Consider the following 12,872-nt stretch of genomic DNA (forward strand, 5'->3'; position numbering starts at 1 on the left):
CCTAGGGCTGCTCCCCGAAATAACGCTTCACCAACTCCCGATTGCGCGGCAGCAGCGGCCCCGTGGAATGCCCCGCCTCCGCATCGCCCCGCGCGCCCTCCCCCCGCGCGCCTCCCCCCGGACCCGCCTCGCGCCGCTCGGGCTCCACGGCCTTCAGGCCCCACAAGCCCGCGGCCTCGCCGCCCTGTCCCTTGGGCAGGGGCTTGAAGGCGAGCCGCTCGGGATCCATCTCCGCCTTCTCGCCGAACACGAGCGGCCGGGTCTCCTTGCCTCCGCCCGTGCCCGCTCCCTTGCCCTTGCCCGCCCCACGGCTCGCGTGGCCTCCGGAACGGCCCTCGCCCTCGCCTTCTCCCTCCCCCTCGCCTCGTCCCCGGCCGGGACGTCCCTTGCGTCCCTCCCCCTGGCCAAAGCGCTGCTCCAACTCCCGCTGCCGGCGCTCGAGCGTCGCGCGCAGGTCCGCCACCTCCGCGCGAGAGCGGGGCGTCTGCTCGCCCAGACTCCCCGTGCCCCCCGCCTCGCTGGTCCGGGGCGCCTCACCCGGCTGGCCCTCTCCAGAAGAGCCGAGCTTCGTCAGCGCGCTCTCCAGGGCCTCGCGCTCGCGCGTGGCGGCCTCGGCGCCCGAGGCGGCATCCAGCGCGGACTCCAGCTCCCGCGCGGCCTCGGACGCGGAGGCCAGCTCGGCGGCGGCCCGCGCGGCCTGGGCGTCGAGGGAGTGCTCCAGACGATCGGCGGCCTCCCAATCGGCGGCGTCGAAGCGGCCCTCGGCGACCTCCTCGGCCAGCCGGCGCAACTCCTCGTCCACGGCGGAGCCCGGGGGTTCTTCGTGGGCGAGCGCCTCGGCCTTGGCGCGCACGGCGTCCACCTTGGCCGCGGCGGCCGCGTTGGCGGGGCGCACCGCGCGGGCGGGCAGTGGCAGGAGCAGGCCCGCGGCGAGGAAGACGAGCGCCGCGAGCAGGGCGCCCACCGGACGCCGCCAGGCCACCGGAGGCGGAGTCACCGCGCGGGCGTACTGGTTGGCGGCGAGTTCCCACTCGCCCACGGGGCGCTCCAGGCGGGTGAGCAGCAAGCCCCCCGCGCCCGCCGAGCGATCCGCGAGCACCGCCGCGTGGGCGAGGGACACGCGCCGGGCGCGCGCCCGGACGAACCACCAGACACCCGAGGCGAGCAGCGGCACGGGCAGCACCCAGAGGACGGCGTCGCGCAGCACCAGGCGGCCCACCACGCACGCGGTGGCGGCGGCCCACACGGGCACCACACCCGCCTCGGCGAAGCGCGCGGTATGCAGGCGCCGCTGGACGCGCCGCACGGGCGCGAGGACCAGGGCCTGGAGACGGCGTTCATCGCTGGCGGGCATTGCACCCGAGTCTCGGCCAGATGGCCGTCCATCACAAGCCACCGTCCCCCTCACGAACAGAAGCCGGCTTGAATGAAGCGCCAGGGCAACGATGAACCCAGCCTTGCCCCATGGGCAACGGGTTCCCAGCCTTCTCGCCGGCGTGCTATGAGCCCGCTGGGGCGGCCGCACGCCGAAGGGAGCAGGAGACAGATGCGACACATCCAGAGTCGGGACTTCCGCGCCGGAAACGCATGGGACGCCCTGGACATCACGGAGATGAATGGCATCTCGGTGCGCCTGCACTGGAGTGACAAGCCCTACAAGTGGCACGTCAATGATGGCGAGGAGGTGTTCGCCGTCCTCGATGGTGTCGTCGACATGCACGTCAAGCAGGGCGGAGAGGTGCGCATCATCCCGCTGCGTGCGGGAGACATCTTCCACGCCCAGGTGGGTGATGAGCATGTCGCCCACCCCCAGGGAGAAGCGCGAATCCTCGTCATCGAACAGGCCGGGAGCGTGTAGCACGAAGGGCTCCGCTGAAGGGTGAGAGGGATTCGAGGAAACAGGTGTTGCGCTTCCTCGCTGTAGCTCCGTGAGCAACACTCCAGTCCCAGTCTGGGATTCTTCGCCAGGGCGCTTCGCCGCGGGCACCCGGACCTGTCGGACCTGCCTGTGACAAGCGTCCTCCAGGGGGCAGGAGGGGGGCTTCCACCCCACACTCCAGGCCCGGCCATGGCACGCCCCTTCGCTTGCACCACGGCCAAGGAGAAGCGCCATTCACGTGAAGCCCCGGAAATCGCTGCTTCATGGTTCTCATCGAATTTTCTTATTTCCTGCTTGACTCATTCTCTCAACATGTTGTAAAGTGACTACATGAAGAGGTGGTGGGGACACACACGATGTTGGCGCTCCACGGACTGCGCCGAAGCGCCGTGCGTATCGAACTGACCCGGTAGTGGTCAGTCGTTGCCTCCCTATTCCCAAACATCCGGGTGCACCCCTTCCTTGCCCACTTCCCTCCCGACAAGGGAAAGCAATCCAAACCACATGCTTACCCCAGCTCTTCAAGAATACGTCTCTTCGCCTGCCTTCCAGTTATCTTCGGAGATGTCTCCGCCCACGCCGTGGCATCGGCCCTTCCGAGCCCAGGATCTCCCCTCCCTGGATTTCACGAGGCCCTTGGGCGCGACGGAGCTGACGTCGAACCGCTCGCTGGCGATCCACCGGCTCCTCCTCAATATCTATGAGCAGTCCATGCTCTTCCTTCCCCAGCGGCAGCTGGGAGAGGGAGACATGGCCATCTTCCGCGCGTTCTACGACGCCCAGTCCGTCGCCCTGGGCCAGAGCCTGCGCGCGAACATCGAGAAGGCCGCCTTCGCCTCTCTGGACGAGGAAATCCAGATCTCGGGGCCCTGGAACAGTGATCGGCTCGAGGACTACCTCGTCGGCACCATCACGAAGTACGAGCAGGAGCCCTCCGGGCTGATGGCGCGGATCGACGCGATGAGGGATCCCGCCAGGGCAATGAAGTACCTCCTGATCCAGCAGGCCTCCGACTTCCTGAGCGAGGCCTCCGCCATGGCGCGAGCCATTCCCGGAAACTACGGCCCCGTCCAGTCCGAGTTGATGAAGGTCTTCATCGACGAGTATGGGTATGGGATCCACGACAAGAAGCACTCGACCTTGTTCGAGCACTGCTGCACCTCGGCGGGACTCAGCCCCGAGGCCCACACCTACTACTTCCACTACCTGCCGAGTTCGTTGGCCCTGACGAACTACTTTCATTACATCTGCAGCAACAAGCACCTGTGGTTCCGCTACATCGGTGCCCTCTACTACACCGAAGCGTCCATCCCGCACTTCAACAAGGCGATGAGCCAGTCGCTCAAGCGCGCCTTCGGCAACAAGGTGAATACCGCCTATTTCGATGAGCACGTGCACATCGACAAGCACCACCGCCGGATGGTGCTCGACTCCATCATCAAGCCGACCATTGAGATGCATGGCACGCAGGTGATTCCCGAGATCCTGCTCGGATTCGAATCGTTCCGTCTCCTTCAGGATCGCGCGGATCAGGACTATCTGGCCCAGGTCGCGTTCATCGAGAAGCTGGAGCAGCAGCGTGGCCACGGGTTCCACGCCGATGCCGCCACCTACGAGCCGCTCGAGGCCGAGTCCCTCACGTTCAACGAGCCGAAGGGGGAGCTGTCCTTCTCCCACATCCACGATGACGACGAGCTGTTCTCGGTGACCCAGGGAGCCCTCGAGTTCTTCGCGGGCCCCGAGCCCATCGTGCTCGAGGCTGGCAGCAGCGTCGTGATTCCCGCGGGCCGTCTGCACGGCACCCGCGTCATCAGCGAGGCTTGCACCTACCGCGTCCAGAAAGTACGGCTGCGGAAATGAGCAAGAACGGACCAGGCGAGATCTTCACGGTCTCCAGCGATCGCACGGGCCCCTTCCACGTCCACGGCCAGCGTCTGTTCATCCTCAACTGGAGTGGCAATAACTTCGTTGTTCCCGATTATTGCACCCATCGCGGAGGACCACTGAGTCTCGGAACGTGCAACAAGGAAAGGGCCACGCTCGTGTGTCCATGGCACGCCCACCACAACCGGATCTCGAGCCTGCTGGAGAAGGCGCTGCCAGCGGTCCGGGTCGGGCAATCCATTTCCTTTGTGTTCACGAAAGAACAACAATGACGAACGTCCTGCTGGTGATGCGAAAAGGCTACCGGATCCACGGCGACCACATCGAGACGATGCGGCGCCTCGGCTTGAGCATCCATGTCCTCACCGAGTTCACCCAGGCGACCGAGGATGCGCGGTTCGCCAACGCGGTGGTGCTCTCCGGGGAGGAGAAGGCGCGCGCGGTGGAAATCGGCGTCAAGCACAGCCGGGCGCACGGCATCCGGCTCGCGGTGACGTTCCAGGAGACCGACATCGAGGTGTGCGCGGCCATCAATGCCGAGCTGGGCGCCCGCACCACGTCGACCTCCGCCGCGATGACCGCCCGGGACAAGTCGCAGCAGCGCCGGTTCCTGGCGCGGCATGGCCTGCCGAGCCCGCAGGCCATCGAGGTCAGCAACATCGAGGAGGCCTGCGCCGCCGCCCAGCGCATCGGGTATCCGGTGATCGTGAAGCCCACCCGGGCCGCCTCGAGCGTCCAGGTGGCCCTGGTCTCCGAGGAAGGGGCACTCCGGGCCCGTCTCACGTCCATCCAGGAGCTCGCGCGCAGCGGCACGGGCAACTACTACCAGGGGACGGCGGATGCGTTCGCCCTCGTCGAGGAGTTCCTGCCTGGCAATGAGGTCACCCTCGATGGCATCGTGATCGATGGCCGGTTCCATCTGGGTGGCATCCACAACAAGATGCGGATGCCGGGGCCCTTCTTCGAGGAGGATCTCTACTCGCTGCCCTTCAAGCACCCGGACGAGGAGCCGAAGCTGGCCCGCATCGCGGCGGGCATCTGCGAGGCGCTCGGCCTGGAAAACGCCTTGTTCAACGTGGAGCTTCGCCAGGATACGCGCGGGGAGTATCGCGTCGTGGAGTTCAGCCCGCGCATCAGCGGTGGACACGTCTACCGCAACGTCCGGGACGTGTATCAGATCGACCTCGTGGCGGCCCACCTCGTGTCGTGCATCCCGGAGCTGGCGCCGCTGCGCGAGCACATGCTCCACCGCTCGGCGCCGCGGATGGCCACCTGCATCAAGTTCGTCTACCGCGATGGACGCGTGGTGGAGAACCACTCCGGCAAGGCGAGTCTGTCGGATGCGTTCACGGCCTACTACCCGACGGCCCCCGCCGGTACGACTGTCCACTCGGCGCCCAAGGGCTTCGACATCGCCGGCCTGCTGTCGGTGAAGGGAAGGTACCGGGAGCCGGGCGACATCGCGCGCGTCGAGCAGCGAGCCGCGGAACTCGAGCGGGAGCTCGGGCTCGTGGTCTCTGGTGAGAGCACGTGAAGACGGGCAAGACGTGGCTCATCCTGTTGCTGGCGATCACCCTGTCCGGTGACACCATGCTGACCGTCGCCCTGATCTGGACGGCGATGGCCAACAGCCAGTCCTTCCTGCCGTTGGGGATGACCCTGGCCCTGATGAGCGCGGTGCCCTACACGCTCCAACGCGTCTTCCCGCGGATGAAGGAGTGGATCGCCCGCCGGAACATGCAGGCGTTCGCCACGGCGCGTTTCGCCGGCCTGCTGGTCGCGGCCTCGGGCCTGCTGCTGCCCTCTCCCCTTCCCATGTGGGGGCTCTACGCGGTCGCGGGGGCCTTCACGATGACCGCCTTCGTCGCGCAGCAGGCCCTCGAGAGCACCATGGCCGGGCTCTCCCTGCGCAAGGTGCTGTCGGCGAAGGAGTCCGCCCGCATCTCCCAGGCGGGCATCCAGCTCGGTGCCTTCGTGGGAGGTGCGCTCGGAGGGCTTCTCTACGAGCGGGCCGGCATCAAATGGACCTTCGTGGCCCTGATTGGCACGCTGGCCGTGGGGGCGTTGATTCCGGCCCTGCTCCCCGGGAGCGCGGAACAGCTCACGAGCACGCACCCCTCGAAGGAGGCGGGCGGCTCCTCAACAGATGCCACCGACGACGCACCGGCGGCGGACTCCTCCAGATCCCTCGTCCTGTGGCTCGCGCTCGTCGGCATCGCGGTGCTCACCCTGCATCTCGGGGCGTACAACTATCTCGTTCCGATCATCATGCAGAAGCAGAAGCTGTGGGCGGTGAGCGACTACGGCGTGGTGAGCGCGGCGGCGGGTTTCGGGGCGCTGCTGGCCACGTCGATCGTGATCGAACGGCGCGGTGAGCTCTGGAACGTCGCCCTGTCCGTGGTCGCGCTCGCCCTGGCGGACTATGGCCTCTGGGCGACGGGCAGCGTCCTGCTCGGCGCCGCGCTGGCGTTCTTGATCGGCTATGCCTTCAACACCCTGAGGATCTGGCAGCGCAAGATCATCTTCGAGAACGTCACCACCGACGAGGAAGGCGCCGAGTGGGCTGGGCGGACGACCGTGGTGTTCCAGCTGCTCAAGGCCGCGGTCCCCCTCTTCCTGGCGCTGGCCATCGACCGGATGGGGACTGAACAAGCGGGACCGATGTTCGTGTTCGCGGGATGCGCCATCGCCATGAGCCTGGTGTTGCTCATCACGCGCCAGGTGCGCCTCGTCTCGTTGGTCACGACCACCAAATAGAGGAATTCCTCACCGGTCTGACCGCCCATGATGCTCTTGTCACACATCCTCATCGCGAGTCTGGTCGGTGCATCCGGAGCATTGCCGCTTCCTCGAATCAGCGAGGACTCGGCGCGAATCCAGATCGATGGTGAATTGAACGAGCCCGCCTGGGCGGATGCGACCACCTTGAGTGACTTCGTGGTCGTGATTCCCAACTCGGGGAACAAGCCCACCTACCCGACGCTCGCGAAGGTCTTCTACTCCGAGAAGGGAATCTACGTCGGCGTCTGGGCGGAGCAGCCGCTGGAGCAGCAGGTCCAGCGGCTCAGTCCCCATGATCTCTGGTTGGAAGGAGATCTCATCCAGATAGGGATCGATCCCACCGGCACCGGGCGCTACGGCTACATCTTCGGCATCTTCCTGGGTGGCTCCGCGGCGGACAGCACGCTGTTGCCGGAGCGGCGCTACAACTGGAATTGGGATGGGCCGTGGCGCCGGGCCACGAAGTCGCGGCCGGACGGGTGGAGCGCGGAGGCGCTTCTCCCCTGGTCCATGTTCGCGCTGCCCCAAGGGGTGGAGAAGCAACGGCGCATCGGGCTGTACTTCGCCCGCTGGGTCGCGGCATTGAACGAGCGCTGGACATGGCCCGCCATTCCGGCGGCCAACCCCCAGTTCCTGTCGGCGTTCCAGCCCATGGTGGTGGAGGACGTCGAGCCTCGCCCCAACATCACGTTGTACCCGTATGCTTCCCCCAATCTGGATCAGACCGGGATGAAGCCCGGGTTCCGGGCGGGTCTGGATGCCTTCTGGAATCCAACGGCCCAGACGCGCTTGTCCGCGACCATCCTTCCCGACTTCGGACAGGTGGATGCGGATGAGCTGGTCGTGAACCTGTCGGCCTTCGAGACCTTCTTTCCGGAGAAGCGGCCGTTCTTCACCGAAGGGCAGGACATCTTCCAGACAGGGCGGGTCAACGTGGTGCACACGCGCCGCATTGGAAACGCACCCGAGCGGCCCGCGGTCTCCTCTGGGACACGCATCGAAGGGCTGCCCGGCGCGTCGGAGATCCTCGCGGCCACCAAGCTGGTGGGCCAGACCGGGAACGTTCAGTACGGCGTGATGGGGGCGGCCGAGTCCGACGCGAACTACAAGCTCCTCACCGACGACTCGGTGACGAACGCCAGGCTCAAGGGGCGGAAGTTCGGCACGGGGCGTGTTCTGCTCGAGGGCGAGGGCGGAGGATACCGCGCCCTCGGTCTGCTCGGAACCGTGGTCCAGACCCCGCGGACGACCGCCTGGGTGGGCTCGATGGATGGTCACTTCCATACGGCGAACGGCATGTGGCAGACCGATGGACAGGGCCTCTTCAGCTTGCGCTCGGGGGAAGGTGCCTACGGCGCCTGGGTCGAGAACACGCTGACGCCCTCGCCTGGGGACACCCACGAGCTCGCGCTCGAGCACTACGGCGACAAGTTGCAGCTCAACGACTTCGGATACCTCCGGAGGAATGATCTCTCGCGCGTGGAGTATACCTATACGCGGACGCGGCCCTTGGATGGCCTGCTCAAGGAGATGCGCACCGAGTTCCTGACGAACCACGGGTGGAACACCGACCGGCAGCTCGTGGACACCCTGTTCCAGCTCACCCAGGATCTCACCTTCCGGGGAAACACCTTCATCACGGCCCAGTTGGGTTATGAGCCGCGCCACTGGGACGATCGCAACAGCCGGGGCAATGGTGCCTTCCGGGTCGCGGATCGGCTGGAGGCCAGGGTCGAGGCCTGGTCCGACAAGAGCAAGCCCTGGATCCTGGGAGTCATCGCGGAAGGGCGTGGCGAGGATCTGGGTGGATTCTCCCAGTTGGCGAGCCTGGTGGTCAGACTGAGTCCTTCCGAGTACTTCAGCATGGAAACGAATGTGACCGTCGAGCGGCTCAGCGGTTGGCTGATCTGGCAGAAGGCACGGACGTTCGCGACCTATGAGGGGTTGCAGATCACGCCACGCATCGACCTGACGGCCCTGCTCTCGCCGCGGCAACAACTCAAGTTGAGCATGCAGTGGCTCGGCCTGCGCGCCCGCCCCACCTCGAACTGGGAGATCGACGATACGGGAGACCTCTTCCAGACCCTGACGAGCGCGCCCTCTGCGGACATCTCCCAGGGCACCTTCGCGCTCCAGCTCCGCTACCGCTACGAGTTCGCCCCCCTGTCGGATCTGTTTCTGGTGTATGCCCGGGGTGGCGACTCCAGCGCCGAGGGCTCGTACGGCGCCCTGGCTCGCGAATCGTTCAGGTATCCCACCGTCAGCCAGTTCATGATGAAAGTGCGCTACCGGTTCGACCTCTGACCCGGTGGACAGGCTCCTCTTCCAAGGCCGGATGAATGCAGAAGCTCATCGTACACAAGACCGCCTACGAACTCGGGATCAAGAACCCCGTGGCGTGCATCCTCGATGGAGTCCTCGTGCGGGAAGGGAGGCAGGAGGCGCTCGACGAGCCGGTGGCGCGAGTCGTCGAGATGATCCAGGCGGGCCTTCCCCAGCAACGGCCCGAGACGGCGGGCTTCGCCGACTTGTTCGAGGCGTTGGGGTATTCCCAGCAGCTCCCCGCGGGACAGCGGCTGGTCGAGGGCATCACCAGGAAGGGCTTCCCGCGCTACAACAACGTCGTCGATGCCGGCAATGTCGTGAGTGCAATGTATTGCTCGGGACTCGGTCTCCACGATGCGTCCGGGCTTCGGGATGACCTGGTGGTGGGCCGCGCCACGGGCGAGGAAGAAATCATCCCCCTGTTCAAGAACAAGCCCCAGCGTCTCGGGGCCGGCGACCTCCTCTATGCCAGCGGTGGCCGCCCGCTGGCGTGGCTGGGGCGGCGCGACGTGGACGCCCACGACTTCCGGATCGTGAACGACACCCGCTCGCTCCTGTGTATCGCGCTGGGCAACGCCCGGACCGGGCGCGATTTCAATCAGGAGATTTGCGAGCACTTCATCCGCCTCATCCGGCTGACCTGTCCGGACGTGACGGTCCGGTTCCTCGAAACCGAAGTTCCTTCGAAAAACACTCAGGGAGAGTGAGACATGAGCCACAAACGACTGTTGATCATCGGTGGAGCGGAGGCCTTGATCAGCCTCCTGGATCGTGCGAACCGCCTGGGGATCAGTACGGTGGTCGTCCAGAAGCGGGAGCTCGTCAAGGATGAGCTCTTCCAGATGGCCGAGCGCGTGATCGTCCTGGATTACGAGAACGATCCCCTGTTGGAGCCCATCGCGCAGGCCATCCACCGCACGCATCCCGTCGATCGCGTCATCTCCTTGACGGAGTATGGCCTGATGCCCGCGGCGAAGCTGAGCGTCGCCTTGGGTCTGCCGGCGGTGCCTCCGGAGGTCGTCGAGAAGACGCGCGACAAGCACGCGATGCGCCGGGCCCTCGCCGCGGCTGGATTCGACACGGTGAAGGCGGAGCTCGGACGGACCGTCGAGGATCTGCTGCGGTTCCGGGAGAAGGTGGGCTCCTCCCGCTTCATCATCAAGCCTCGTGACGGCGTGGGCAGCCAGCTCGTCTACTGCGTGGAGGAGAAGACGAACCTGGCCGAGACGGTGGCCATGTTCAATGGTGACTTCCTGATGGAGGAGTTCCTGGAAGGCCGGGAGCTTTCGCTCGAGAGCTACTCGTTCAACGGGAAGCATTTCGTGTTTGGCATCAACGAGGAGACCAAATACTTCGAGAACAGCGCCAATCCCTACGTCGAGATCGCCCACGAGATGCCCGCCCTCCTGTCGGAGCAGGAGAAGGCCGAGGTGGTGAAGTACCTCGGGTCGTTCCTGGATTGCATTGGCATCTCCGACGGTCCGGCGCACACCGAGCTCAAGCTGACGCCCCAGGGGCCGCGGCTCATCGAGACCCACAACCGGTTGGGCGGAGACTGGCTGCCCATCCTGGTGAGACTGTCGTGCGGGTTCGACCTCTACGAGTGCGCCGTGGGCTGGCCTACCCGCGTCATCGAACCGCCCGTCCAGGCCCCCACGCCCTTCGGCGGCGCGGCCATCCGGTATTTCACGCCTCCGCCCGGAGTCGTGAAGAAGGTGAGCGGCGTCGAGTACGCCCGGCTCGAGCCAGGAGTCGTCACGCTGAATCTGCCCCTGCGTCCCGGCTCGGTGGTCCGGACGGTGCAGAAGTCCCTGGATCGCTCGGGGTATGTGATCGCGACCGCGGCCACCGCCAAGGAGGCCGCCAAGATCTGCCAGCGGGTCGTCGACATGGTGCGCATCGAGATGCAGCAGAAGGCTTGACCTGGACGAGCCTGGGGAGGCGCCCGAGCGGGGCGCGCTCCTCGGGAGCGTGAAACACGACGCCCCGGAACCCTGGCCTCCTGGGCCACGGTCCGGGGCGTCGTGCTTCCGGGACACGAGCGGCTCCCTCGAGGAGGAGGGAGCCGCCCGGACGGCGTCACTGCACCGCGAAGATCAGGTCGTCGCGGTCATCGTAGCCGCCGCTGCTGCAGGCGGACGCGCTGCCCTGGTAGCGGAAGTTGGCGCGGATGGCCTGCACGCTGCCCGCGGGCAGGGTGTACGTGGCGGAGATGGTGGTGGTGCCGGTGGAGCTCGGGCTGTACGTGCCGATGAGCGTCCAGGTGGGGCTCGCCACGTTCGTCGTGTAGTAGAGGTCCAGCTTGTCGGAGGACGTGGAGTAGGCATACACGGTGGCCTCGATCTTCACCGTCTTGCCCGCGGCCAGGGTCGTGCCGTCCGTGGTGCTCACCTTGAGGGCGTCGTTGGACTCATCCGAGTGGTAGGTGCCCGAGGAGCCGTCCGCGCAGCTCGCGTTGATGGTGTTGGGCGCGTTGGACTCGGGGCCCTTGCTGCCGCGGCCGTTGAGCAGCGTGCCCGAGTCGCAGCCGATGCCCGCCGTGGCGCAGCGGGGCGCCTTGTACGTCGCGTCGTAGGTCGCGGTCGGGATCGTCCCACCGCCGTTGCCGCCACCGTCCGTCGGAGGAGGCGTGACGCCCGTGGTGGCGCCCTTGGCCACCTCGGCCACGAACGAGGCGCCCAGCTTGGCGAACTTCACCGAGTTGGCCGCCGTGCCGCCCATGAACGCCAGCGTGTCACCCGTGGTGTGGATCTGCGGGTTGTCCGTGGTCATCGTCGCCTCGAAAGGCATCGTGGCCGGGTAGCCCGCGCTGTTCCACGAGGCGTGATCCGAGCAGCCGTAGCCGCAGGAGATGTTGGTGTAGGTGAGCCCCGGCTGGTACTTGGTGATGAGGCTGGTGGTGAAGGCGTTGAGCGTGGCGTTGGTGTTGTCCGTCACCATGCCGAAGTCGTAGCTGGAGCCCTTGTAGTTGGTCATGTCCAGCTGCAGCACGCCCACCACGTTCACGCCGTTGGTCTTGAACGAGTTGGCGATGGCCTTGGAGCCGTACAGGCCCACTTCCTCGCCCGCGTACGCCATGAACTTCACCGTGCGCGCCGGCTTGTAGCCATGGAGCACCGCCACGCGCAGCACCTCGGTCACCGAGGCCACGCCCGAGGCGTCGTCATCCGCGCCCGGCGCCGTGCCGGTGGAGGGGCTGCTCTGGTTGATGGAGTCCAGGTGGCCACCGATCACCACCACCTCGTTGGGCAGCGTGGTGCCGGTGATGGTGGCGATGACGGAGGGCTGCTTCCAGGTGTGCGCGAACTGCTCCACCGTGATGTCCGAGCGCGCGGCGGCGATCGTCGTCCACTTGTTCTTGAGCCAGTTGGACGCGTCCACGCCGTTCTGCACGTTGTAGTAGCGGTTGGTCCAGTTGCTCGACAGCGAGTTGATGGTGCCGCGGATCTCCGTCTCCGTCACCGAGCCCAGGAGCGCGCTCACCGTCTCCGGGTTGTTGATGTTGTAGCTGATGAGCGAGGCGGCCAGCGTCGGGGGAGCGTTGGCGGCCTCCATCGCCGCGAGCGCCTCCTGCTCGGAGTCATGGGCGATGAAGCCCGCGCAGCGGTTGAGCTTGTCGTGCACCGCCAGCGCCAGCTGCTCCACCTGCGACTCGCTCACGCGCAGCACCGCCACGCCGCCCTTCTGGGACGTGGGCGCGGCCAGCTTCAGCCCCTTCCCCTGGAAGACACCCCGCACGGGCTCCAGCGCGTCCGTGCCGATGGTGATCCACACCTGCTTCTCCCGCGGGGCCTCCGCCAACGCGGGCGTGGCACACACGAGCCATACGGCGACAGAACCGAACTTGCTCATTCCCATGGACTTCTCCTCGGGTGCTTCTTCAGGGGGGAAGTGGAAACCGGAGCAGTCCGGTTCCCACTAAAGGCGGACTTATCCACCAATGCGCGAACTTATTGCACCCAGGGCACTTCAGGGAAGATTTAGAAGTGTGAAGTCGCGGACG

General features: G+C 66.4%; 10 protein-coding genes. 8 read left to right on the top strand and 2 right to left on the bottom strand.

Translation table 11 applies throughout. From position 1 onward, the window contains the following. Position 1: 1 nt before the first annotated feature. On the bottom strand, positions 2 to 1,354 hold the full coding sequence (locus F0U63_RS43760; RefSeq protein WP_395840403.1) for a hypothetical protein: 1,353 nt from the start codon (positions 1,352 to 1,354) through the stop codon (positions 2 to 4). 192 nt (positions 1,355 to 1,546) lie between these two features. On the opposite strand from F0U63_RS43760, the gene F0U63_RS43765 reads away from it, so the two are divergent. From F0U63_RS43765 to F0U63_RS43800, 8 genes are all read left to right on the top strand, one after another. Then, positions 1,547 to 1,858, top strand: a complete 312-nt coding sequence (locus tag F0U63_RS43765; RefSeq protein ID WP_395840406.1) for a hypothetical protein — start codon at positions 1,547 to 1,549, stop codon at positions 1,856 to 1,858. Positions 1,859 to 2,515: 657 nt separating this feature from the next. Next, entirely contained in the window at positions 2,516 to 3,739 is a 1,224-nt protein-coding gene (locus tag F0U63_RS43770; RefSeq protein WP_395840408.1) for an iron-containing redox enzyme family protein, read from the top strand. Then, on the top strand, positions 3,736 to 4,035 hold the full coding sequence (locus tag F0U63_RS43775; protein ID WP_395840411.1) for a Rieske (2Fe-2S) protein: 300 nt from the start codon (positions 3,736 to 3,738) through the stop codon (positions 4,033 to 4,035). Before F0U63_RS43770 ends, F0U63_RS43775 begins: the two co-directional genes overlap by 4 nt. After that, positions 4,032 to 5,297 carry an acetyl-CoA carboxylase biotin carboxylase subunit family protein gene (locus F0U63_RS43780; RefSeq protein ID WP_395840414.1) on the top strand — a complete coding sequence of 422 codons (1,266 nt, stop codon included), beginning with the start codon at positions 4,032 to 4,034 and terminating at the stop codon, positions 5,295 to 5,297. Before F0U63_RS43775 ends, F0U63_RS43780 begins: the two co-directional genes overlap by 4 nt. Beyond that, the gene (locus F0U63_RS43785) at positions 5,294 to 6,520 is read left to right on the top strand and encodes a hypothetical protein (RefSeq protein WP_395840417.1); all 1,227 of its coding nucleotides are present in this window, start codon (positions 5,294 to 5,296) and stop codon (positions 6,518 to 6,520) included. Before F0U63_RS43780 ends, F0U63_RS43785 begins: the two co-directional genes overlap by 4 nt. A 27-nt stretch (positions 6,521 to 6,547) precedes the next feature. Continuing rightward, positions 6,548 to 8,848 carry a DUF5916 domain-containing protein gene (locus tag F0U63_RS43790; protein ID WP_395840420.1) on the top strand — a complete coding sequence of 767 codons (2,301 nt, stop codon included), beginning with the start codon at positions 6,548 to 6,550 and terminating at the stop codon, positions 8,846 to 8,848. Between the two features lie 35 nt (positions 8,849 to 8,883). Further along, positions 8,884 to 9,576 carry a phenylalanine--tRNA ligase beta subunit-related protein gene (locus F0U63_RS43795; protein ID WP_395840423.1) on the top strand — a complete coding sequence of 231 codons (693 nt, stop codon included), beginning with the start codon at positions 8,884 to 8,886 and terminating at the stop codon, positions 9,574 to 9,576. 3 nt (positions 9,577 to 9,579) lie between these two features. Further along, the gene (locus F0U63_RS43800; RefSeq protein WP_395840425.1) at positions 9,580 to 10,791 is read left to right on the top strand and encodes an ATP-grasp domain-containing protein; all 1,212 of its coding nucleotides are present in this window, start codon (positions 9,580 to 9,582) and stop codon (positions 10,789 to 10,791) included. 157 nt (positions 10,792 to 10,948) lie between these two features. On the opposite strand, the gene F0U63_RS43805 is transcribed toward F0U63_RS43800, so the two are convergent. Then, complete coding sequence (locus tag F0U63_RS43805) at positions 10,949 to 12,727, bottom strand: M20/M25/M40 family metallo-hydrolase (RefSeq protein ID WP_395840428.1); 1,779 nt, start codon at positions 12,725 to 12,727, stop codon at positions 10,949 to 10,951. Positions 12,728 to 12,872: the final 145 nt, after the last annotated feature.

Origin of the sequence: Cystobacter fuscus (assembly GCF_044360685.1) — a bacterium.
GTDB lineage: Bacteria > Myxococcota > Myxococcia > Myxococcales > Myxococcaceae > Cystobacter > Cystobacter fuscus_C.